We start from the raw sequence: 22601 nt of genomic DNA on the forward strand, positions 1-22601 counted from the left end.
ATGGCTTCCATCCCCCTGACCGACCGCCGCCCCGCTACCCGCCGTCGCGGCTACCGGCCCTTGACCGGCGCCCGGCTGATCATCCTCGCCTCGGCGGTCGGCTTCGCGCTGTTCCTGCTGTGGTCCTCGCTGGCGCAGGTCGACGAGGTGACGAAGGGACAGGGCAAGGTCATCCCGACCAGCAAGCTGCAGCTCATCCAGGCGGCCGAGCCGGCGACCATCCGCGAACTGCTGGTCCGCTCGGGCGAGCGGGTCCACAAGGGGCAGCTGCTGGTGAGGCTCGACGATACCGAGAGCACGTCGCAGCTCGGCCAGATCGAGGCGGAGACGCGCAGCCTGCAGCAGCGCTCGGCGCGGCTCGAGGCGGAGGGCACGGGCGCCGGCGGCAGCGTCGGCGGGGACGAGAATGCGCTGCTCCAGGCGCGCCGCTCGGCGCTGTCGAGCAAGGTCGCCGCGCTTCGTGCGACCGCCGAGCAGCGCCGGCGCGAGTCGGCCGAGGCGGCGGCGACAATCGGCTCGCTGTCGCGCAGCCTGGTACTGGCGCAGGACAATGTGAACCGGCTGGCGCCGCTCGCCGCCAAGAACATCGTTCCGCAGACCGACCTCGCCACCGCGCAGCGCGAGGTGGTCGATCTGCAGGGCCGGATCGCCGCCGCGCGCGAGCAGCAGGGGCGGGCGCAGGCCGCGATCCAGCAGGCGCTGAGCGAGGCGAGCGAGGCGCAGTTCAGCTTCCGCCAGGACGCGCTCAACGAGCGCAGCCAGGTAAACGCCAAGATCGCGGTCAACCAGCAGTCGCTGCGCGGCGCGCAGGGGCGGGTCAGCAAGACCGAGATCCGCTCGCCGGTCGACGGGGTGGTCAACGACGTCCAGGTCACCACCATCGGCGGCTTCGTCCAGGCCGGACAGAAGATCATGGAAGTCGTGCCGCTGGGCGACAAGCTGCTGGTCGAGACGCGGGTGAAGCCGAGCGACATCGCCTTCATCAAGGTCGGCGACAAGGCACTGGTGAAGGTCACCGCCTACGACTTCTCGATCTACGGCGGACTCGACGGCAAGGTCGTGCAGGTGTCGGCGGACTCGATCTACGACGAGGCGACCAAGGAAGCCTATTTCAACGTCATCGTCGAGACCGACAAGGCGTGGCTGATGAGCGTGGGTCGGCAGCTGCCGATCACGCCGGGGATGATGACCGACACGCAGATCATCACCGGGCGCAAGAGCATCCTCACCTATCTGCTGAAGCCGGTGCTCAAGGCGCGGAGCGACGCGCTTCGGGAACGGTAGGCGCGCGCTTCCTGCTTTCGGCCGGGAGCGTTGACCGGCAGAGAGCATGACTTTCGGGCCGTATGGTGCCGTGCCCAGCAGGCGCGGGATTAGCCCCCGATCATCCCCCGCTCCCGACGCCGGGTCGGGGCAGGGGCGCGGAGCCTAGTGCGCGAAGGCGGCGCTGCTGCCGAACACCCAGCCGAGTGAGGCGGTCCGGACCGGAGCCGGCTGGGCGGGCGCGGCGGCGACGGTCAGCGCGGGGGCGATCCGGTAGCCATGGGTCCAGACCCGGCCGCCCGAGAAGCTCAGCACCGGGCGATAGTCCTGCATGTCCTCGGCGTCGGTCACCGCCTCGGTGCCGTTGTCGAGCAGCCAGAAGCGGTCGTCGGCGCGAGCCACCAGCACCGCGTGGTCGGAGCGGCGGACGAGGTCCTTGACCACCACCAGGTAGAGGTCGTGCTCGGGAACGCCGGCGGCGCGGAGCAGCGCGAACTTGGCGATCGCATAATCTTCGCAGTCGCCGAGCCCGCTGCGCAGCGTCTGCGCGGCACCGGTCCAGACGTCGGCGCGACCCCAGCGGCGGCTGTCGTCGACGAAGCGGAGGCGGCGGTTGACGTAGCGGTTGACCGCCTCGAGCCGGGTGCGGGGCGGGAGCGCGCGCAGGCCGGCGGCGAACTCGGCGACGGTGCCGCCGACCTGTCCCGGCTCGACCCGGCGCCAGCGCGCGTCGAGCGGGCTGTGGCCGATCGCCAGCGCGACGCTGCCGAACACGTCGGGACGGTCGCTAGCGACCGCGGCGCGGAGCGGCGGGGCGAGCCCGACCGGGGCGGGCTGGAGCGGCTGCACCGCCGGCGCGAGCGCCACGGGCCGCGGCGCCGAGGCGGGCGCGAGAAGGGCGGCGCGGTTCTGCTGCGCGACGATCGCGGCGAGCGCGCTGGGGCCGCCGAGGATCGCCATGCTCTTGGCGCCCGAGGCGCTGGCGGAGAGGCTGGCGACGGCCTGCGCCTGGGCCGGCGTGGCGAGGGCGAGAAGGGCCGCCGAAGCAGCGGCGGCGAGCGACGGAAAGGGGGACTTTTCCATGCCCCGCGATGTCGCAGAACAAGGCGAAGGCGAGCTTAAAGTGGATGGTTAAAACGCTGCTAACCTTGACCTTTTCAGTCCAGGCCGGAGAGGAAAGTCTCCACCACGCGGTTGAAGATGGCGGGCTGCTCGAGGTTGGCGAGGTGGCCTGCGCCGGCGATCTCGACCAGCGCGGCTTGGGGCAGCCGGTCCTTCAGGTCCTCGCTCAGCGCGGGCGGGGTGATGCGGTCGGCGCTGCCGACCAGGATCAGAGAGGGGACCGCGATCGCCGCGACCCGCGCGCGCTGGTCGGCGAGCCACACCGCGGCGGCGCCCTGCGCATAGGCGGCGGGGTCGATCCCGGCCATGGTCTCGACCACTTCCGAGCGGACCGACGGCAGCGCGGCGGGGGCGAGCAGAGCGTCGACCCGCGCCTCGGCCAGCCCGCGCATCCCCAGCTCCGCGGCGGCGGCGAGCGAGCGATCGTGGATCGCCTGGCCGTCGGGGTGGACCGCGAAAGTGTCGGCGAGGATCAGCGAGGCGCAGCGCTCGGGCGCGGCGGCGTGCATGGCGATGGCGACCACCCCGCCAAGCGACAGGCCGCAGACATGCGCCCGGCCGATCCCCAGCGCGTCGAGCAGCGCCAGCGCGGCGGCGGCGTAGGAATCGTGGCCGGCGCCGGCGACGAACCCGCTCTCGCCATAGCCGGGGTAGTCCATCGCCAGGCAGCGGCGGGTGCGGCCGAGCGCGGCCAGCTGCGGGTGCCACACGCTCTTGTCCGAGCCGACGCCGTGGAGGAACAGCAGCGGGGTGCCGTCGCCACCGCCGGCCTCCGCAACGCCGATCCGCCCCACGCTCGTGTCGATGCTCGCCATGCGCCCGCTCAACCCGTTGGCGCGGCGCTTGGCAAGCGCTAGTCGCCGGACGATGACCAGCATGACGGTGAACGGCCAGGCGATCCGCTACCAGCTCGATCCCGCGACCCCGCTGCTGTGGGCGCTGCGCGACGCGTCCAACCTGACCGGCACCAAGCATGGCTGCGGCACCGGCCGGTGCGGCGCCTGCACGGTGATCGTCGACGGCCGGACGGTGACCAGCTGCACTGTCGCGATCGGGACGCTTGAGGGTGCCGAGGTGACCACCATCGAGGGGCTGTCGGCGAACCGCGGCCATCCGGTCCAGCAGGCGTGGGCGGCCGAGCAGGTCAGCCAGTGCGGCTTCTGCGAACCGGGCTTCATCATGGCGATCGCCGCGCTGCTCCGCGCGAGCCCGCGGCCGACGCCCGAGCAAGTCGCGGCGCTGCCCAACCTGTGCGCGTGCGGCGCGCAGCCGCGCATCGCCCGGGCGATCGCCCGCGCCGCCGCCGCGATGGGCGCGGTTGCCGGGGCCGAACCTGTCGGGAACGTTTCACCGCCGTTAAGCGCCGGCTCATCGACGAAAGTTGAAAAGCCGACCCCATAGGGAGACTCCCGTCTCCCCGAGGGAAGCACGACGATGCGTAAGATTTTCCTTCTTGCCCTGCTCGCGGGGACCGCCGCCTCGCCGGCGCTGGCGCAGCATTGGAACCATGACGGCGGCGGCGACCGCGGCGGCCGCGCCGAGCGTTCGGCGGGAGGCTCGAGTGAGGCCGCCCCGCAGGAGCGCGGCAATCATTTCGGCCGGTTCGACGGCGGCGAGCGCCCGGGCGGGTTCGGCCGCAGCGGCGCCGGGGTCGAGCGGCCGCAGGGCGTCGCGCCGATGCAGTTCCAGCAGCGCTTCGAGCGGGCCGAGCAGCTGCCGCAGCAGGCGGCCCCGCCGGCGCAGGCTGAGGCCGGGCGACGGATGGGCTGGGGCGACCGCAGCCGTGGCGGCGAGCCGCGGGCGAACTGGGGCGAGCGCAACGGCGCCGGCGAACGGCCGATGAACTGGGGCGACCGCACCCGCAGCGCCGACCAGCGGCCCGAGTTCCGCCGGCCCGGCAACACCCGTTTCGAGGGCGACTGGGGCCAGGGCGAGCGGTCGCGCTGGGGCGGCCGGGTCGGTGACGAGACCGGCGCCTTCCGCGGCCCGCGGGTGGTCACGCCGCAGGACATGACCGCCGACCGCAGCGCGCAGACCTTCCGCCGCGATCGCGACGGCCGCGACTGGCGCCGCGACGGCTCGCGCTGGTCGGGCGGGCAGATCGACGGTCGCTGGCGGCAGGAGTGGCGGCAGGACCATCGCTACGACTGGCGCAGCTACCGCGACCGCAACCGCAGCATCTTCCGCATCGGGCTCTATTCCGACCCGTTCGGGTGGGGCTACCAGCGGTTCGGGATCGGCTACCAGCTCTACCCGGGCTATTACCAGCGGAGCTTCTGGCTGAGCGACCCGTGGCAGTATCGCCTGCCGCCGGCCGACGGTCCGTATCGCTGGGTGCGCTACTATGACGACGCGCTGCTGGTCGACATCTACAGCGGCGAAGTGGTCGACGTGATCTACAATTTCTTCTGGTAGACGCCGGAGGAATGTTGGTCGAAAGGGGCGTTGCGGCTCGCTCGCAGCGCCCTTTTCACGTCCGTTGCCCCTCCTCCAGCAGCAAGGCTCGCCCATGACCGTCAAGCTCCGCGCGCTTCTTCTCGCTTCGGCCCTCTCGCTCGGCACCGCGGCGGCGGCCGCGCCGGCGGCGGCACCGCGATCCGCCGCCACCGCGGCGAGCGCGCATGCGCAGCTGTTCGCGCTGTTCCAGCGCAGCGACGAGGCGCAGCTCCGCCGCAATCCCATCCAGGCGATCTACCGCGGCGACCTGCGCTACGCCGACCGGCTCGGCGACAGCATCACCGACGCCTATTACGCGGGCGAGAAGACGGCCAACCAGTCGGATCTCGCGGCGCTCCACCGGATCCCGCGCACGCGGCTGAACGCGACCGATCAGCTCGCCTACGACGTGTTCGAATATCAGCTGAAGGACGCGCTTCGGGGGTACAGCCCGGACCTGCTGTTCCTGCAGGAAGTGCGGCCGATGAATCACTTCTACGGTCTGCACAAGGACTATGCGACCTTCGCCAGCGGGCAGGGCGCGGCGCCGTTCAAGACGCTCGCCGACTATGAGAACAACCTCAAGCGGCACCGCGACTTCACCACCTACATCGACCGCGCGATCGGGCGCTGGAAGCAGGGCGAGGCCGCGGGGGTGGTCGACACCAAGCTGACCGTCCGCAACATGATCGAGCAGCTCGACAACCAGCTCAAGATCGCGCCGGAGGAGTCGAGCTTCTACCAGCCGGTCAAGACCTTCCCGGCGGGGATCGGCGCGGCCGACCGCACGCGGCTGGCCGGCGAATACCGGGCGGCGATCACCGGTGAACTCTATCCCGCGCTGACCCGGATGCGCGACTTCCTGCGCGACGACTATCTGTCGCACGCCCGCGAGGGTGTCGGGCTGATGTACATGAAGGGCGGTCCGGCGCTGTACCGCTACCTCGTCCAGTCGACCACCACGCTGCCGCTGCAGCCGGAGGAGGTCCACCAGCTCGGGCTCAAGGAAGTGGCGCGGATCACCGCCGAGTTCGACAAGGTCCGGCAGGAGGTCGGGTTCAAGGGCACGCTTCCGCAGTTCTTCGATTATATGCGCACCGCGCCGCAGTTCCAGCCGAAGAGCCGCGACGGGATCCGCGACGATTATTTCGCGCTCAAGACCAAGGTCGAGGCGCAGGTGCCGCGCTTTTTCTCGACCGTGCCGAGGTCGCCTCTGCAGATCCGCGCCTACGAGCCGTTCCGCGAGAAGTTCGAGGCGGGCGGAAGCTACGAGCAGGGGACGCCCGACGGGAGCCGGCCGGGCACCTTCTACTACAACGCCTACGACCTTCCCTCGCGCAGCACCTGGGAGGAGACGACGCTGTTCCTCCACGAGGGCGAGCCGGGGCATCATTTCCAGATCAGCCTGGCGCAGGAGAACGACCAGCTCCCGCCGTTCATGCGGTTCGGCGGGAACACCGCCTATGTCGAGGGTTGGGCGCTCTATTCCGAGACGCTCGGCTACGACATGGGGTTCTACAAGGATCCCTACCAGCGGTTCGGAACGCTCAACGACGAGATGCTGCGGGCGATGCGGCTGGTGGTCGACACCGGCATCCATTCCAAGGGTTGGACCCGCGACCAGTCGATCGCCTACATGCTGTCGCACTCGGGCATGGGAAAGAGCGACGCGACCGCCGAGGTCGAGCGCTACATCGCCATCCCCAGCCAGGCGCTGGCCTACAAGATCGGCGCGCTGACCATCCAGCGGCTGCGCGACAAGGCGAAGGCGGCGCTGGGCCCGAAGTTCGACATCCGCGAGTTCCACGCGCAGGTGCTGATGACCGGCGCGCTTCCGCTGCAGATCCTCGAGCAGAAGATCGACCGCTGGATCGCGGAGCGGAAGGCGGCCTGAACGGTTCGACTCGCCCCCGAGTCGGTTCGGCGCAGGGGGCGGGTCCGGGACGACCCGCCGGCGATTGTGGCTGCATGTCCGCGTCGAGCCTGATCACCGGTGCGCAATACTGGCCGGACGAGCGCGCGCTCGAGCTCTCGTTTGTCAGCGGGCGGCGCTACATCTATCTCGGGGTGCCGCCGCTGATCGCGGACGGGTTCGCCGCGGCGAACAGCAAGGGCGTCTTCTTCAATCGCCGGATCAAGGGCCGCTTCACCTGCCACGAGCTGGCGCCCGAGCGGCGGCGGCGGCAGGTCGCCAACGATTGATTCACGGACGGGTGGCTAGGATGGCCGCCATGATCCCGGTCAAGCACAGCAACATCTTCCGCAGCCGCTGGTGGGCGCTGATCTGGGCCGCGGGGATCATCTGGTTCGCCTGCGACGTCGCCGGCGGGGCGCCGCAGTCGGACGGCAACAATGCCGCGGCCAACGCCGCGGACGCGAGCGGCGACCTGGCCGACCGCAACACGGTCGACCAGGCCGCCGGGATCATCGCGAACCTCTAGCCGATCGGCTCGCCGCTCTCTTCCGTCTCGAACAGGTCGGCGGCGACGTCGGCATTGGCGGAGAGGCGGACCGTGTCACCCTCGATCCCGGCGACGAGCCCGCCCGGGATGTAGTGGTGATGATCCTGATGGGCGACTCCGCTGTCGCCCTTGGTCAGCTTGATGCGGTCGCCATCGACCTTGTCGACGGTACCGAGCGGCGCGCCATCGGCGCCGATGATCTTCATATGCTCCTGAACCTGGCTGAGATCGGCCATGTCTGGTCTCCTTGCTGGGGGTTGGTACGCTGAACGCCGGCTCAGGCGGCCGGTTGCAGGTTGATCTGCCTGATGTGCCAACGCCGCTGCGCCGGGGTGGAGCCGTCGACGTCGTTGACCCGGCTCACGATCACGTCGGCCCGTCGCCGGACCGTCTTCCCCTCGCGCGTGCCGTAGAGCTGGACCGGGACGGTGCAGTAGATGGAGCCGGGGGCGCCCTCGGTTTCGCCGGGCTTGCCGATCTGCATGTGGAGCTCGGACCAGCTGCGCACGTCGGCGAGGCCGGTCTGCTGCGCCTGTCCGGGGAACAGCGTGGCCGCGTCGGCGAACCGCTTGCTTTCAACCAGCGCGGCGTAGTGCTGGACGAGCTGCCCGGCGGCCTCCGCGCTGCGCGGGTCGATCGGGCCCTTCGGCTCGGCGAGCGGGGTGCGGTCGTCCGGAAGCCCGTTGGGCGTGCCCGGCTCGACCGGAGTGGGCGGCGGCGGCGGTGCAGGCGCGGCCGGAGCACCGCCGGGAGGCGCGGGGATCGGCACCGGGCGGGAAGCGGGACCGGGCACCGGCTGCGACGGCGCGGGCAGGCTCGCGGCGGCGTTGGCGGGGGCGGCGGGCGCCGCGCCATTCTCGACTTGGTTGACGGTGGCGGGCTGCTGGCAGGCGGAGGCGAGCAGCGCGGCGAGCGGGAGCAGGCGTTTCCTCATTCGTCCCGAACCGATCCAGCGAGCAGCCGGTTCCGGAACCGAGCGGCACGCCGAGGGTTCGTTACGCTGCGTTAAAGACAGGGAGGAATGAACATGGCCGATGATAGTGAGGATCGGGTCGAGCGGACGACCGTGGTGACGGACAGCGGTGGTGGCGGCGGTGGTGTGATCGCCGTCGTGGTGCTGATCGTCGTCGTCCTTCTGCTGCTGTTCCTGTTCCGCGGCCAGCTTGGCCTCGGCGGCAACACGACCGAGGTGAAGGTTCCCGACAAGATCGACGTGAACGTCAACCACAGCTGACGTTCGTCCCGGTTCGAGGGAGAGAGCCCGGTCGGCATCGCGGTGCCGGCCGGGCTTTTCTTTGCGCGCGGCGCCGGGCGCGCTAGAGCAGCGCGATGCTGTCGAATTCCTCTCCCGCCTACCTTAGCGGCTTCGGCGGGCATGTCGCCACCGAGGCCGTCCCCGGCGCGCTGCCGAAGGGCCGCAACAGCCCGCAGCGACCCGCCTACGGGCTCTACACCGAGCAGCTGAGCGGCACCGCCTTCACCGCCCCGCGGCACGAGAACCGGCGCAGCTGGCTGTACCGGATGCGGCCGACTGCGGACCATCCGCCCTACCGTCGCTACGAAGGCGCCAGGCTGTTGGCGCCGGGCACGGTCAAGGATCCGGTCGCGCCGAACCGGCTGCGGTGGGACCCGCCCGCGGACCTGCCGACGGGGTGCGACTTCGTCGACGGGCTGGTGACGATGATGGCCAACCGCGACCCAGCCGACCTCACCGGAGTCGCGATCCATCTCTATCGCGCCGATCGGTCGATGGAGCGGCGGGTGTTCCTCGATGCCGACGGCGAGCTGCTGATCATCCCGCAGGCGGGGGCGATCAGCGTCGAGACCGAGCTCGGCCGGTTGGAGCTGGAGCCGGGCTGGATCGGCGTCGTCCCGCGCGGCGTGCGGTTCCGGGTGATGGTCGATGAGCGCGGCGCGCGCGGCTATGTCGCGGAGAACCACGGCGCGCTGTTCCGCCTGCCCGACCTGGGACCGATCGGCAGCAACGGGCTCGCCAACCCGCGCGACTTCGAGACCCCGGTCGCGCGGTTCGAGGACGTCGACGGCGAGGTCGAGTGCATCCAGAAATATCTCGGCAGCCTGTGGACGACCACGCTCGACCACAGCCCGCTCGACGTGGTCGCCTGGCACGGCAACCTGGCGCCCTATCGCTACGAGCTGGCGCGCTTCAACACGATCGGGACGGTCAGCTTCGACCATCCCGACCCGTCGATCTTCACCGTGCTGACCTCGCCCAGCGAGACGCCCGGCCGCGCCAACGCCGACTTCGTCATCTTCCCGCCGCGCTGGATGGTGGGCGAAAACACGTTCCGCCCGCCCTGGTTCCACCGCAACGTGATGAGCGAGGCGATGGGGCTGATCAGCGGCGAGTATGACGCCAAGGCGGACGGCTTCCGGCCCGGCGGCCTGTCGTTGCACAACTTGATGAGCGGCCACGGCCCCGATGTCGACAGCTGGCTCAAGGCGAGCGAAGCCGAGCTGCGCCCGGTCAAGATCGAGGGCACGATGGCCTTCATGGTCGAGAGCTGCTGGCCCTATATCCCGACCCGCTTCGCGCTCGACCGCGCGCAGCCCGACTATGACCAGGCCTGGGCCGATTTCCCGAAAGCGAAACTCCCATAAGATGAAACTTGGATCGTTGAAGAATGGCCGCGACGGGCGGCTGATCGTCGTCTCGGACGACCTCGCCTGGTTTGCCGACGCGGGCCATATCGTCCCGACCCTGCAGGGCGCGCTGGACGAGTGGGAGCGGGTCGAGCCGCTGCTGAAGAATCTCCACACCGACCTCGAGCATGGCGCGATCCCGCGGATGCGCTTCCACGAGCGCGACGCCGCGGCGCCGCTCCCGCGCGCCTACCAGTGGGCGGACGGTTCGGCCTATGTGAACCATGTCGCGCTGGTCCGGCAGGCCCGCGGGGCGGAGCTGCCGGAGAGCTTCTGGCACGATCCCTTGATGTACCAGGGCGGGTCCGACGGTTTCCTCGGGCCGCGCGATCCCATTCCGCTCAGGGACGAGGCGTGGGGCTGCGACCTCGAGGCCGAGGTGGTGGTTGTGACCGGCGACGTGCCGCTCGGCGCGACTCGCGAGCAGGCGCTCGACGCGGTGCGGCTGGTCGGGCTGACCAACGACGTCAGCTTGCGCAACCTCATCCCGGGCGAGCTCGCCAAGGGGTTCGGCTTCTTCCAGTCCAAGCCGGCGAGCGCCTTCTCGCCGGTGTTCGTCACCCCCGACGCGCTCGGCGAGCGGTGGCAGGATGGCAAGCTCCACGGCTGCCTCGAGGTCGAACTGAACGGCCAGCCGTTCGGCCGCGCCGACGCCGGCGAGGACATGACGTTCGACTTCGGCACGCTGATCGCCCATGCGGCGAAGACGCGGGCGCTGGGGGCGGGAACGATCATCGGCTCGGGCACCGTGTCCAACCGCGACACCGACGGCGGTCCGGGCAAGCCGGTTGCCGACGGCGGGCTCGGCTACAGCTGCATCGCCGAGGTGCGGATGGTCGAGACGATCCAGGGCGGAACGGCGGTCACGCCGTTCCTGCGCGGCGGCGACCGGGTGGCGATCACCATGCACGACGAGCGCCACCACCCGATCTTCGGGACCATCGAGCAGGAGGTCGTCGCGGGCTAGAGCAGCCCGCGCGTCTCGGCCATCAGCCGGGTCGTGGCGTAGAGCTGGTCGAGAGTCGGGGTGGCGATCCGGGCGCGGTGGGCGATCTCGCGCGGGGCGCCGAGCAGCGCCTCGAGCTCGATCGGGCGGCCCGCCTCGACGTCCTGCAGCATCGAGGTCTTGAATGCGCCGAGGCGGGCGGTGACCGCCATTCGTTCTTCGCCGCTCTCGTCGATCGGGCAGCCGATCGCCGCGCCGACCGCCGCCAGCTCGGCCATGGCGGCGAGGATGACGGGCCTGAGCTCGGGCGCGGCGAGGATCCGGTCGGCGGTGGCCCCCGTCAGCGCCGACAGCGGGTTCATCGTCGCGTTGCCCCACAGCTTGTACCAGATGGCGCGGCGGATGTCGGTCGCGCGCTCGACGCGGATGCCGGCCTGCTCGAACAGGGCGGCGAACGGTTCGGGCGGCGGGCCGCCGGCCGGTGCGCCGAGGATCAGCCGGTCGGCATGGACCAGTCGGACCGACCCGTTCGCCTCGCGCCGGGCCGAGGCGTGGACCACCGAGCCGAGCAGCGGGACGGTCGCGAAGCCAGTCGCGGTTGCGCCATCCGGATCGATCGAGCGGAGCGGCGCGTCGGTGAACCACCAGGGCACGCCGTTGAGCATCGGCAGCAGGGTCGAGCCGGGGCCGAGCAGCGCCCGGGTCGGCGGAACGGCCGCGGCGAGCGCGGTCGCCTTGACGGCGAGGATGACGAGGTCGGCGGGCCCGTCAAAGCGGGCGAAGCGCGCCGCCTCGCTGCGGTCGCCGCTCGCCAGCCGGAGCCCGTCCAGCGGGCCGCCGCTGGTCAGCGCCATGACCTCCCCTCCCGCCAGCGCCAGCCGCGCGGCGATCCAGCCGCCGATCGCGCCAGCCCCGACAACCGCAATCCTCATCCCTGCTCCCTCAGCCCGCGAGCAGCTCCGCATAGCGGCTCGGGCGGTGAGTGGAAGCGAGACGGGCGACGGTCTTCGCGATGCTCGCGCGGAGGTTGGCGTGGCGGGTGTCGCCGGGGTGAACGGCGAGCCGCATCAGCTGGGGCATCGGCAGGCTCCGCGCGCCCGCCGCGACCAGCAGCGAGGAGGCGCGGCGCGGCCAGCTTCGGCTGGCCCAGGTGATGACCGGCGAGCGGGCCAGCTCGCGGCTGCCGCGGTCGGGCGCCCACACCCGCCAATGATCCTCGGCGAGCGGCATCCGCGCCTGCTCGAGCGCGGCGCGGGCCCCGTCGCCGTAGAGCCAGGCGGGCGCGACGAAGCCGGCCACCGGGCTGCCGATGATGTCCTCCAGGAGAGCGCGGCCGCGAGCGATGCGGCGACCCGCCTCGACACTGGAGAGGCCGAGGAACTCGCCTTCGCCGGCGGTCATGTGCCGGGCCTTGAAGCGGGCGCCGGCGCCGCTGTGGCTGCTGTCGTCGCGGTGCGACCAGCCGTGGAGAAAGATCTCGAACCCGCGATCGGCCCAGCCGCGCAGGCGGGTGGCGAAGGGCGTGCCCGCGGCGATCGGCGCCTCGTTCCAGAAATCGGGGACGACGAGCAGGGCGAGGCGGTCGCGGGCGTGGGGTTCGAGCAGGCCGAGCAGCGCGTCGACCTCGCGCTCGTGGCGCGGCGAGACGTCGTGAATGGAGAGGAGCAGACGGCGCTCGGCGGCAGGCATCCGCGCGCCTTACCCGCGCGGCGCGCGCGGGACCCGTGAACGATTTGACATGAGTATGACAAAGGCCGGTGCGGCTCGCCCGGCCAAGGTTCCCCCATGAGGATAGTCGATGTCTGCGCCTTCTACTCGCCCCAGGGCGGCGGCGTGCGCACCTATGTGGAACGGAAATGGGCAGCGATGACGGCGCTCGGGCACGAGATGATCGTGCTTGCGCCGGGCGAGCGGGACGAGGTGGTCGAGCGAGCGCCGGGCGCCATCCTGGCGACGATCGCCGCGCCCAAGCTCGTGCTCGACCGGCGCTACCGCTATTTCTCCGACGAGGCGGCGCTGCACCGGGCGCTCGACCGCTGGCAGCCCGATTTTGTCGAGGCGAGCTCGCCGTGGAGCAGCGCGTCGATGGTCAACCGCTGGCAGGGCGCGGCGCCGCGCAGCCTGGTGATGCACGCCGACCCGCTCGCCTCCTACGCCTATCGCTGGTTCGGGCGGGTCGCCAAGCGCGACACGATCGACCGCGGATTCAGCTGGTTCTGGCGGCACCTGCGCCAGCTCGACCAGGGTACCAACCTGGTGGTGAGCGCCAGCGCGGGGCTGTCGCGGCGGCTGAGCGCGGGCGGGCTGGCGAAGATCGCGACCATCCCGATGGGGGTCGAGCCGGGAGTCTTCTCGCCCTTGCGGCGTGACTCGGCGCTGCGGGCCGAGCTGCTCGCCGGCTGCGGGCTGGACGAGCGCGCGATGCTGCTGGTCGGCGCGGGCCGGCTCGCCAGCGAGAAGCGCTGGCCGATGGTCATCCGCGCGGTGGCGGAGGCAAGCCAGGACCGGCCGATCGGGCTGGTGATCGCCGGCGGCGGGCGCGAGGAGACGCGGGTCCGCCGCGCCACGCGCGGGCTGCCCAACGTCCGGCTGCTCGGCCGGCTCGAGGGGCGCGGCGAGTTCGCCCGGCTGCTCGCGAGCGGCGACGCGCTGGTCCATGGCTGCGAGAGCGAGACCTTCTGCATGGCCGCGGCCGAGGCGCGCGCGAGCGGGCTGCCGCTGATCGTTCCCGACGCCGGCGGCGCCTACGACCAGCTCCTCCCCGGCGCCGGGCGCGCTTATCGCGCCGGGGACATGCGCTCGCTGGCCTGGGCGATCCGCCGCTTCGCCGACCACGGCTTCGTCCGCCAGCACGCGGTCGCCACCGAGGGCGCCCGGGTGCGCACCATGGACGAGCATTTCGCCGAGCTGTCGCGCCGCTACGAGGCGCTCGCCGGGGTGGCCGAGCGCCCGTTCCTGCAGGCGGCGTGACGCCCGCCGTTCAGGACAGCGTAAGCGCCGGCGCCTAGGGCTGGAGATGGACCCAGGCCGGCTGAAGGAATGACTGGCATGCGCAAGACGATGCTGATGCTGACCGCCGCGCTCGTGCTGGCGGCGCCCGCGGCCGCCCGCCCGGGCTACTGGGGGACGCCCGGCTGGGGCCAGTCGCTCGGGCTTGGGATCAACATCGGCGGCGGGCATGCCCGCGACAGTCGCGAGGGACGGGTCAGCGTGGCCCGCTTCATCGCCGCGGACGTCGACCCCGCCGCGCTTCGCCACGGCGCCATCGCGGTGGTGGCGGCCGACAATGCGCTCCTCGGGGCCGGGCCGCAGGACCCGTTCCAGGCCGCGGTCTACGCGCGGCTGGTGCAGGCCGGCTATGTCGGCGGGGTCGCGCCCGCGGCCGCCGGGCAGGTCGCCGAGGTGCGGATCGTGCGCAGCCTCGTCCGTCCCGAGGGACCGCGTCCGCGTCCCGTCAGCGGCGAGGCGGCGGTCGGCGGCGGCACCTACGGCGGCTATGGCGCGCTCGGCATCAACGTCGACCTGAGCGGCCCCGACAAGGCGCTCGTCGCGACCCGGCTCGAGACCGCGATCCGCGATCGCGCCAGCGGCAAGCTGCTGTGGGAGGGCCATGCCGAGATCGTCACCCGCGAGGGCGACGGCAAGTGGACCAGCGAGCGGGTCGCCGACCGGCTGGCAGGCGAGCTGTTCAAGGATTTCCCCGCGCGCGCCCAGCGCAGCTGACCCGGCTCAGCCGCCCGTCACGCTCATGTGGCGGGCGACCGCCGGCTGCGGCGCGGCGACGTCGAAGGCGTGGCGCTGCGGCTTGCCGGCGACCAGCCGGTCGAGCGCGGCGGCGACCGCGTCCGCCCCGCCGCTGCGCAGAAGCTCGCGCAGCTCCACCTTCTGGTCGTGGCCGAGGCAGCCGTAGACGGTACCTGTCGCGGTGATCCGGATGCGGTTGCAGCCCGCGCAGAAATTGCTGGTGAGCGGGGTGATGAAGCCGAGCCGGACGCCCAGCTCGGCGACGTCGACGTAGCGCGCCGGACCGCCAGTGCGGCTGAGATTGGGAACGAGGGTGAACCGCTCCTCCAGCCGCTGGCGGACCGCGTCGAGCGGCAGGTAGTGGTCGGTGCGGTCGTCCTCCACCTCGCCGAGCGGCATCGTCTCGATCAGGGTCAGCGCATGGCCTTCCGCCGCGCACCAGCGCAGCATCGGCTCGATCTCCTCCTCGTTGAGGCCCTTGAGCGCGACCATGTTGATCTTGACCTCGAGCCCGGCGGCCTTCGCCGCGGCGATCCCCGCGAGCACCCGGTCGAGCTGCCCACGGCGGGTGATGTGGGCGAACAGCTGCGGGTCGCGGCTGTCGAGGCTGACGTTGATCCGCCGCACTCCCGCCGCCGCCAGCCGCGGCGCGGCGCCGGCAAGCTGGGTCCCGTTGGTGGTGAGCGTCAGCTCGTCGAGCCCGTGGCCGAGCCGCGTGCCGAGCCGGTCGACGAGATCGAGCACCCCGCGCCGCACCAGCGGCTCGCCGCCGGTCAGCCGCAGCCGGTTGACTCCCCGCGCGATCAGCACGTCGGCGAGCTGCTCGATCTCCTCGAACCGCAGCAGCTCGTCCCGCGGCAGAAATTGCATCGTCTCGGCCATGCAATAGCGGCAGCGCAGGTCGCAGCGGTCGGTCACCGACAGCCGGACATAGCTGATCCGCCGGCCAAAGCCGTCGATGAGAGTGGAGGGAGTCACCCCGGCACAACGCGCGAGTGGCCTCCGGGAGTCAACCGCTCTTGAAATCCTCCGCCATTCATCGCTTCGTGGCGCCGATTTAACCCTGACGGGCGGAACGACCCGCCCCCGCCCCCCGTTTCTTCATCGGCCGAGACAAAGTCCGGCATGAAGTAAGGAGAGAGAGGTTGCGTATCATTTCGACCCTCACCATCGCCGCGACCCTGGCGGTCGGCATGGCGGTCCCTGCGCAGGCGCGCGAGGGCTGCGGCCCCGGCGGCCATCGTGGTCCCTATGGGCATTGTCGCCCAAACCGCGGCCAGCAGGCCTGGATCGTCGGCCATTATTATCCGAGCCGCGGCTACTGGGACGGCCAGCGCTGGTACCAGCATCGCTATCGCTACCACAACGACTGGCGCTACCGCTAAGCGTCAGCCCAGGACCAACCCGCCCGCGACCGACCGTCGCGGGCGGTTTGCTGTCGGGCATCCCGCGCCGCCGTGCCGGAACACCGGCGGGCAAGGGGCGTAGTGGGAAGTCCGGGTCGTTACGCCCCGGCGTGCAGGTCCTTCGCCGCACGACGTTCTCGATGAGGTTCCCGCTGCCATGAGTCTGGCACTGGCCGATGGCCTGCTCGCAATCGCGTCCCGCGCCGCCGACGGCCCGCTACTCTACATCGCCGCGACCGAGCAGCGCGCCGAGCGGCTCGCCCGGCTCGCCCGCGCCGCGCTGCCCGACCGGACCATCCTCTACTGCCCGGCGACCGACGCCATCCCCGGCGAGGCCTCGCCGCCCTCGCCGGCCAATGCGGGAGAGCGCGTCGCCGCGCTCCACGCGCTGGCCGCCGAGGCGGGGGGATCGGCGATCCTCATCGCCTCGGCCGAGGCGAGCGTCTACCGCTACGCCCCGCCAAGCGCCTTCGTCGCCAACCCGCCGGAAGTGGTCAGCGGCGAGAAGGTCGACCTCGAGGCATTGCAGCAGGAGCTGCTCGGAATTGGCTATCGCACCGACGAGCGGATCGACGAGCCGGGCGAAGTCGGGGCGCCGGGAACGGTGCTCGACGTCTTCCCGGTCGATGCCGAGTGGCCGGTGCGGATCGAGGTGGAGGAGGGCGTCATCCGCTCGCTTCGCTCTTATGACCCCGTCTCGCAGCGCAGCCACGAGGAGCGCGAGCGGCTGTCGCTCGGCCGCGCCGCCGAGCCCGAGCTGGGCGACCAGGGCGTGTCGCTGCTCGCCCACCATCCCGAGGCGACCGTGCTGATGGAGCCGGACGCCGCCGGGCGGCGGCAGCGAACGGTCGACCTCATCGCCAGCCTGGAAGGCCGCAAGCGGCGGCTCGACCCGGCGCGCTACGTCGACGCGGCGACCTGGCAGAAGGAGCTGGACGGGCGCAGCGTCGAGGCCCCGGCCGAGCATCCGGCCGCCCCGCGCTTCATCACCGAGCGGCGCCCGGCGCGCGCGGTTGCCCGTTTTCTCGAGGAGCAGGCGGCGGCCAAGAGCCCGGTGCTGGTCGCCGGAAGCGAGCGCGACACCCGCTATCTCGCCCGCCGCTTCGCCCGCGACGCCAAGCAGGAGGGGCCGCTCCATCGCGACCTCGCCCAGGCGCTGGCAGGCGACGAGCCGCTGGCCTTCGTCACCGTCCCGCTCGACGCCGGGATCGTCGCCGACGATCGCGCAATCCTCGCCGCCGCCGACCTGATGGGCGGCCGCGCCGACCGCGACGACCAGCTCTCCGCCAGCATCGGCGCCGACCTTTTGTCGATCGAGCTCCGGGTCGGCGACGCGGTGGTCCACGAGGACCATGGCGTCGCCATCCTCAAGGGGCTGAAGCCGCTCGACGGTCCGGCCGGGAGCGGCGAGACGATCGAGCTGGAATATGCCAAGGACGGGATCCGCCAGGTCCCGCTCGGCGACGCGGGCAAGCTGTGGCGCTACGGCGGCGAGCCCGATGCCGTGCGCCTCGACACGCTCGACGGCAAGAGCTGGGCCAAGCGCCGTCCGGCGATCGATGCTTCGATCGCGGAAACGGCGCGGGCGATCCGGGCGCTCGCCCGCGAGAAGGCGAAGGCCGACGCGCCGGTACTCGAGGCACCGTTCGCCGAACTCGAAAGGTTCGCGCAAGGCTTTCCCTATCAGGAGACCGCCGACCAGTGGAAGGCGATCGAGGCGGTCCGCGCCGACCTCCTGTCGGGCAAACCGATGGACCGGCTGATCGTCGGCGACGTCGGCTTCGGCAAGACCGAGGTCGCGCTCCGGGCGGCGGCGCAGGCAATGCTGGCGGGCCAGCAGGTCGCGCTGATCGCCCCGACCACGCTCCTCGCGCGCCAGCATTTCGAGCTGTTCAGCCGCCGCTTCAAGCCGCTCGGGATCGCGGTCGCGATGCTCAGCCGATTGGCGGCGGGCGAAGCGAAGAAGACCAAGGCGGCGCTTGCCGACGGCAGCCTGCGGATGGTCGTCGGCACCTCCGCGCTCGCCAGCGAGAGCGTCAGGTACAAGGATCTGGCGCTGGTCATCATTGACGAGGAGCAGCGGTTCGGCGGCGCGCAGAAGGACAAGCTGGCGCGGATGGGGGCGGGCCATGTCCTGCGGCTGTCCGCGACGCCCATCCCGCGCACGCTGCAGACCGCGCTGGTCGGGCTCAACGACCTCTCGATCATCGCCACCCCGCCGGCCCGCCGGGTGCCGGTGCGGACCACGCTGGGCGAGATCGACGAGCCGACCATCCGCGCCGCGCTGCTGCGCGAGCACGGCCGCGCCGGCCAGTCGTTCGTGGTCGTGCCCCGGATCGAGGACGTGCCGGCGACCGAGGCACTGCTGGCCAAGCTGGTGCCCGACCTCACGGTCATCACCGTCCACGGCAAGATGAAGGGCGAGGAGGCGGAGGCAGCGCTGGTCTCCTTCGCCGACGGGGAAGGCGACGTGCTGCTCGCCACCAGCATCATCGAGACGGGACTGGACGTGCCGCGCGCCAACACGATGATCGTGCTCGACGCGCAGCGGTTCGGGATCGGCCAGCTTCACCAGCTGCGCGGACGGGTCGGCCGCTCCAGCCGCCGCGCCGCGGTTCTGTTGATGACCCCCGCGGGCAAGCCGCTGCCCGACCGCACGCGGACCCGGCTGATGCACCTGACCGCTCAGGATTCGCTGGGCGCCGGCTTCGCGGTCAGCGCGCACGACCTCGACATGCGCGGCGCGGGCGATCTCGTCAGCGACGAGCAGTCGGGGCACATGAAGCTGGTCGGGATCGAGCTTTACCAGCATCTCCTCACCAATGTCCTGAAGGAGCTTGCCGGCGAGCCCGCGCCGCCGCCACTGCCGGCGATCGAGGGCGGGGAGGGCGGCCATCTTCCGGCCGACTGGATCGTCGAGCCCGATGCCCGCATCGCCGCCTACATCCGCCTCGCGCGGGCGACCTCGGGCGATGATCTCGACCAGCTCGCGGACGAGCTGGAGGACCGCTACGGCGCGGTGCCGCCGGCCGCGGCGCAGCTGCTCGACGATCGCCGGCTCGCGCTCGGTGCGCGCGCGCTGGGCTTGAAGCGGGTGCAGATCGGGCCGAGCGGGATCGCGCTCACCCCGGCGAGCGGGACCAAGCTGCCGAAGGATGCTCCGGTCGAGGTCAAGGGCGATCGCTGGCTGCTGAAGTTCCCGCCCGTCACCGATGCGGAAGCGCGCGCCAAGGCGGCGGCGCTGCTCGACGAGCTCGCCTAGTCCCATTGCGGGAGGGGTCGGAACCCGCCCGCCTGCCCGGGCATTGGCCCGGTGGATGCATCGTTCGCTTCGTCACCTTGTTCGCCGTGGCGAAGACCGCGTCCGCCGGCTGCGCGTCCTGCTGATCTTCGCCTGGCGCCACCGCCGCCTCGCCGACCTCGCGAGCCCCACCACGCTGACCGAGCAAGTGCAGCGCCGCAAGCTCGAGGACCGCAACCCCTGGCTTCACCAGCTTGCCGACAAGCTGGCGGTCAAGGACCATGTCGCCGCGCTGCTCGGCACGCGCTGGGTGACCCCGACGCTGTGGCGCGGGACTGAGCTGCCCGCGGAGTCGGCCTGGCCGCTGCCGTTCGTGGTCAAGTCCCGCCACGGCTGCGGCCATGTCCGGGTCGTCCGCGACGAGCGCGACTATCGCCGCGCCCGCCGCTCGGCGCGGCGCTGGATGCGGCAGCGCTACGGCGCCTGGCTCGATGAATGGGGTTATCGCGACATCCCGCGCGGGCTGCTGGTCGAGCCCTATATCGGTGAGGACGAGCGGCTGCCGGTCGACTTCAAGCTGTTCGTGTTCGGCGGCCGGGTGCGCTTCGTCCAGGTCCATCTCGACCGCGCCGGCGACCATCGCTGGATCGTGTTCGACACCGGCTGGCGGCGAGTGTCGCCGGCCAGCGCCGATCCCGATCCGGCCCCGCCGCGGACGCTCGGGCAGATGATCGAGGCCGCCGAGCGGCTGGGCGCCGGGTTCGACTTCGTTCGGGTCGATCTCTACGAGGTCGCCGGACGCCCGCTGTTCGGCGAGCTCACCTTCTATCCCGGGTCCGGGCTGGAGCCGGTCCGGCCGGCGACACTCGACGCCGAGATGGGACGGCTGTGGGCGGAGGCACGCCTTCTGCCGGCGAACGGGGGTGGAGAGGCCGGCGCGCTGCCGCCGCCGGCCGAGGCGAGTGGGGGCTCGCTCATTTAGTCATCAAAGAGGGGGAGTGTTGCCCTGCGAGCGAACCAGGATGAGGATCCGGGACGCTGAACCGTTAACGGGTTTGGAACCGCGCGCCAGTCGAGTGAGTCAGGCTTAGCAACGGCCCAACCCGCGGTGAGTTGTCGATGAACGAAAGCAGCAAGCCGATCTGCGCCAGCGATGTCGTCATTACCGCCGATCTTGATCGTCGACCCTCGCGTGCGCCGGACTACCAGGCGGAGAACGACACGCTGCGGATCTTGGCCGCGGCGCTGGCGAGCAGGCCGGACGAGGTGCTGCAATGCCTGGTCGAGCGGACGATGGCGCTGACCGGAGCGGAATCCGTCGGGGTCAGCCTGCTGGAGCCGGGCGGCCAGAACGGCATGTTCCGCTGGGTCGCGGCAACCGGCGCATGGGCGCCTTACCGAAACGGCACCATGCCGCGCGAGGCGAGCCCGTGCGGAGAAGTGATCAGCCGCAATGCCCTGGTGCTGATCAAGGAGCCCGAGCGCGCCTTTCCCGCCCTGCGGCAAGCCAGTCCGCCCGTGCACGAGGGGCTGCTCGCCCCCTTTCACGTCGATGGCGAGCCGATCGGCACGGTATGGGTGATCAAGCACCGCGCCGACGGCTGCTTCGACCGAGAGGACGCGCGTCTCCTGCAAAGCCTGACAAGCTTCGCAACGGCGGCCTATCAGATGTCGGCTGCGCTGAAGGGCGAGCAGGCCGGTCGCTTCGCCAGCGAGGAGAACTACCGGACGCTCTTCGACTCGATCGACGAGGGTTTCGCCGAGATCGACCTGATCACCGACGAACAGGGTCGTGTCGTCGACTGGCGCTGCCTCAAGCTCAATCCGGCCCTCACGCGCCTGACCGGAATGGCGGACGTGACCGGCCAGCGGATCAGCGAGATCCTGCCCGACCTCGAGCCGATCTGGGCGGAGCGGTACACGCAATTGCTCAGGACCGGCGAGCCGATACGCTTCGGAATATGCCGGGTCGATCGACTCGTCGCTCGACGTCTATGCCGCGCTCGTCGGCGAAGTCGGCAGCCGCCGGGTGGTTCTCGTCTACAACAACATCACCGCGCGCAAGCGAGCCGAGGCAGCCCTGCGGGCGAGCGAGGAGCGGCTGGCGATCCTGCTGAACCTCACTGACGCCTTGCGGCCGCTGAAGGACCCGCTCGAGATCCTCGATCAATCGACCCGCATCCTCGGCGAATATATGCAGGCCGACCGGACCTTCATCGCGATGATGGAGCCGGACGGCGTCAATCGGGACGTCTACCACGAATACCTCCGCCCGGGCGCGTCGTCGGTCCTCGGTCATCACAATTTCGACCAGTTCGGCGCCTTCGTCAGCCCGCTCCTGAGGGAAGGGCACATCATGGCGGTCGAGGACGTCGCGACGCTCTCGCTGACCGAGGCCGAGCTGAGCGCCCAGGCCCATCACGAGGAGCAATATTCGCTCGACGGGCCGGATCTCGTGCTCGCGCCCAAGGCCGCCGAGGTGCTGACCCTCACAGTCCATGAACTGACGACCAACGCTGTCAAATATGGCGCCCTCTCGACCCCGCACGGCCGGGTGAGCGTGCGCTGGGCGACGTTCGAGCGGCGCGGTGCCTCGTGGTTCGGCTTCGACTGGAGCGAGGAAGGTGCGCCGGCGGACGCCCTGGCCGAGGCCGCCTCGCGCAAGCCGGGCTTCGGCAGCGAGTTGATCGAGGGACGGCTTCCCTACGAACTCGGCGGACGCGGCAAATTGACGATCGAACCGGGCGGCGCGCGATGCCGCCTCGAATTTCCGATGAAGCACGGGGCGAGCATGTTGGAAACGACTGCGCCGCGGCGTGCGACAGTGTTTGGAGGAGCGCTCGACATGAGTGCAGAAGCGGGTCTGACCGGTCATCGGGTGCTGGTGCTCGAGGATGATTTCTATCTCGCGAGCGACACTCGCCGGGCGCTCGAGGGTGCGGGCGCCGAGGTGCTCGGCCCTTGTGCAAGCGAGGGAGCGGCGATGGACGAGATGGACGACAACCCCACCGCGGCGGTGGTGGACGTCAACCTGGGTCGGGGCCCCTCGTTCGAGCTCGCGCGCAGCTTGAAGGACCGCGGCACTCCGTTCGTGTTCATCACCGGCTACGACGAGGAGATCATCCCGTCCGAGTTCGATGGGATCGCGCGCCTGCAGAAGCCGGTCGAGTTGAAGGACGTCGTCCGCTCGCTGTCGTCAGCGCTGGGCCTGGCCAGCTGACGCGCGGGGACGCGCTCCGGGTCGGGCGCCATGAGCGAGCGTTCTGGGCTGTCGCACGTGATGGGGAGTTGTCGCGCCACCAGCGATGGCCAGTAGG

The 22601-nt window shown here is 71.2% G+C and carries 23 protein-coding genes; 16 read left to right on the top strand and 7 right to left on the bottom strand.

Features of this window, described 5'->3' with window-relative positions; translation table 11 throughout:
• Window positions 1–1284: an HlyD family type I secretion periplasmic adaptor subunit gene (locus HMF7854_RS03745; protein ID WP_126717873.1), complete on the top strand. Its 1284-nt coding sequence runs from the start codon at window positions 1–3 to the stop codon at window positions 1282–1284.
• Window positions 1285–1428: 144 nt separating this feature from the next.
• Here HMF7854_RS03745 and HMF7854_RS03750 read toward each other — a convergent pair whose 3' ends face one another.
• Window positions 1429–2346, bottom strand: a complete 918-nt coding sequence (locus HMF7854_RS03750; protein ID WP_221766406.1) for a transglutaminase-like cysteine peptidase — start codon at window positions 2344–2346, stop codon at window positions 1429–1431.
• A gap of 74 nt (window positions 2347–2420) precedes the next feature.
• A complete protein-coding gene (locus HMF7854_RS03755) occupies window positions 2421–3263 on the bottom strand; it encodes an alpha/beta fold hydrolase (protein ID WP_126717874.1) in 843 nt (280 codons plus the stop codon).
• Here HMF7854_RS03755 and HMF7854_RS03760 point away from each other — a divergent pair.
• The 5 genes from HMF7854_RS03760 to HMF7854_RS03780 all read left to right on the top strand — a co-directional run bounded on the left by HMF7854_RS03760 (window position 3253) and on the right by HMF7854_RS03780 (window position 7262).
• On the top strand, window positions 3253–3786 hold the full coding sequence (locus HMF7854_RS03760; RefSeq protein WP_126717875.1) for a (2Fe-2S)-binding protein: 534 nt from the start codon (window positions 3253–3255) through the stop codon (window positions 3784–3786). The genes HMF7854_RS03755 and HMF7854_RS03760 overlap by 11 nt on opposite strands.
• A gap of 33 nt (window positions 3787–3819) precedes the next feature.
• Window positions 3820–4800: an RcnB family protein gene (locus tag HMF7854_RS03765; protein ID WP_239016820.1), complete on the top strand. Its 981-nt coding sequence runs from the start codon at window positions 3820–3822 to the stop codon at window positions 4798–4800.
• Between the two features lie 94 nt (window positions 4801–4894).
• Entirely contained in the window at window positions 4895–6715 is a 1821-nt protein-coding gene (locus HMF7854_RS03770) for a DUF885 domain-containing protein (RefSeq protein WP_126717876.1), read from the top strand.
• A gap of 74 nt (window positions 6716–6789) precedes the next feature.
• Complete coding sequence (locus HMF7854_RS03775; protein WP_126717877.1) at window positions 6790–7023, top strand: KTSC domain-containing protein; 234 nt, start codon at window positions 6790–6792, stop codon at window positions 7021–7023.
• A 29-nt stretch (window positions 7024–7052) separates the two neighbouring features.
• On the top strand, window positions 7053–7262 hold the full coding sequence (locus HMF7854_RS03780) for a hypothetical protein (RefSeq protein WP_126717878.1): 210 nt from the start codon (window positions 7053–7055) through the stop codon (window positions 7260–7262).
• On the opposite strand, the gene HMF7854_RS03785 is transcribed toward HMF7854_RS03780, so the two are convergent.
• Both HMF7854_RS03785 and HMF7854_RS03790 read right to left on the bottom strand, forming a co-directional pair.
• On the bottom strand, window positions 7259–7519 hold the full coding sequence (locus HMF7854_RS03785; protein ID WP_126717879.1) for a DUF2171 domain-containing protein: 261 nt from the start codon (window positions 7517–7519) through the stop codon (window positions 7259–7261). The genes HMF7854_RS03780 and HMF7854_RS03785 overlap by 4 nt on opposite strands.
• A 41-nt stretch (window positions 7520–7560) precedes the next feature.
• A complete protein-coding gene (locus tag HMF7854_RS03790) occupies window positions 7561–8217 on the bottom strand; it encodes a hypothetical protein (RefSeq protein ID WP_126717880.1) in 657 nt (218 codons plus the stop codon).
• Between the two features lie 93 nt (window positions 8218–8310).
• Here HMF7854_RS03790 and HMF7854_RS03795 point away from each other — a divergent pair, with 93 nt between their 5' ends.
• The 3 genes from HMF7854_RS03795 to HMF7854_RS03805 all read left to right on the top strand — a co-directional run bounded on the left by HMF7854_RS03795 (window position 8311) and on the right by HMF7854_RS03805 (window position 10914).
• Complete coding sequence (locus HMF7854_RS03795; RefSeq protein WP_126717881.1) at window positions 8311–8517, top strand: hypothetical protein; 207 nt, start codon at window positions 8311–8313, stop codon at window positions 8515–8517.
• A 95-nt stretch (window positions 8518–8612) separates the two neighbouring features.
• Complete coding sequence (gene hmgA, locus HMF7854_RS03800) at window positions 8613–9905, top strand: homogentisate 1,2-dioxygenase (protein WP_126717882.1); 1293 nt, start codon at window positions 8613–8615, stop codon at window positions 9903–9905.
• A gap of 1 nt (window position 9906) precedes the next feature.
• Entirely contained in the window at window positions 9907–10914 is a 1008-nt protein-coding gene (locus HMF7854_RS03805; RefSeq protein WP_126717883.1) for a fumarylacetoacetate hydrolase family protein, read from the top strand.
• On the opposite strand, the gene HMF7854_RS03810 is transcribed toward HMF7854_RS03805, so the two are convergent.
• Window positions 10911–11825, bottom strand: a complete 915-nt coding sequence (locus HMF7854_RS03810; RefSeq protein ID WP_126717884.1) for a 2-dehydropantoate 2-reductase — start codon at window positions 11823–11825, stop codon at window positions 10911–10913. The genes HMF7854_RS03805 and HMF7854_RS03810 overlap by 4 nt on opposite strands.
• 10 nt (window positions 11826–11835) lie before the next feature.
• On the bottom strand, window positions 11836–12582 hold the full coding sequence (locus HMF7854_RS03815) for a polysaccharide deacetylase family protein (RefSeq protein ID WP_126717885.1): 747 nt from the start codon (window positions 12580–12582) through the stop codon (window positions 11836–11838).
• 96 nt (window positions 12583–12678) lie between these two features.
• Here HMF7854_RS03815 and HMF7854_RS03820 point away from each other — a divergent pair, with 96 nt between their 5' ends.
• Window positions 12679–13863 (top strand): glycosyltransferase, encoded by a 1185-nt coding sequence (locus tag HMF7854_RS03820; RefSeq protein WP_126717886.1) that lies wholly within the window; start codon window positions 12679–12681, stop codon window positions 13861–13863.
• A gap of 78 nt (window positions 13864–13941) precedes the next feature.
• Window positions 13942–14616, top strand: coding sequence for a DUF4136 domain-containing protein (locus HMF7854_RS03825; protein WP_126717887.1), 675 nt, complete (start codon window positions 13942–13944; stop codon window positions 14614–14616).
• Between the two features lie 6 nt (window positions 14617–14622).
• Here HMF7854_RS03825 and moaA read toward each other — a convergent pair whose 3' ends face one another.
• The gene (moaA, locus tag HMF7854_RS03830; RefSeq protein WP_126717888.1) at window positions 14623–15615 is read right to left on the bottom strand and encodes a GTP 3',8-cyclase MoaA; all 993 of its coding nucleotides are present in this window, start codon (window positions 15613–15615) and stop codon (window positions 14623–14625) included.
• Between the two features lie 167 nt (window positions 15616–15782).
• On the opposite strand from moaA, the gene HMF7854_RS03835 reads away from it, so the two are divergent.
• The 5 genes from HMF7854_RS03835 (at window position 15783) to HMF7854_RS03855 (ending at window position 22504) form a co-directional block, all read left to right on the top strand.
• On the top strand, window positions 15783–16022 hold the full coding sequence (locus HMF7854_RS03835) for a GCG_CRPN prefix-to-repeats domain-containing protein (RefSeq protein ID WP_126717889.1): 240 nt from the start codon (window positions 15783–15785) through the stop codon (window positions 16020–16022).
• Between the two features lie 178 nt (window positions 16023–16200).
• Window positions 16201–19305: a DEAD/DEAH box helicase gene (locus tag HMF7854_RS03840; RefSeq protein ID WP_126717890.1), complete on the top strand. Its 3105-nt coding sequence runs from the start codon at window positions 16201–16203 to the stop codon at window positions 19303–19305.
• Between the two features lie 55 nt (window positions 19306–19360).
• Complete coding sequence (locus HMF7854_RS03845) at window positions 19361–20266, top strand: ATP-grasp fold amidoligase family protein (protein ID WP_126717891.1); 906 nt, start codon at window positions 19361–19363, stop codon at window positions 20264–20266.
• 137 nt (window positions 20267–20403) lie between these two features.
• Window positions 20404–21411, top strand: a complete 1008-nt coding sequence (locus HMF7854_RS03850; RefSeq protein ID WP_126717892.1) for a GAF domain-containing protein — start codon at window positions 20404–20406, stop codon at window positions 21409–21411.
• On the top strand, window positions 21314–22504 hold the full coding sequence (locus HMF7854_RS03855) for a hypothetical protein (RefSeq protein WP_126717893.1): 1191 nt from the start codon (window positions 21314–21316) through the stop codon (window positions 22502–22504). The genes HMF7854_RS03850 and HMF7854_RS03855 overlap by 98 nt, the downstream gene beginning before the upstream one ends.
• Window positions 22505–22601: the final 97 nt, after the last annotated feature.

It is taken from the genome of Sphingomonas ginkgonis (genome assembly GCF_003970925.1).
GTDB lineage: Bacteria > Pseudomonadota > Alphaproteobacteria > Sphingomonadales > Sphingomonadaceae > Sphingomicrobium > Sphingomicrobium ginkgonis.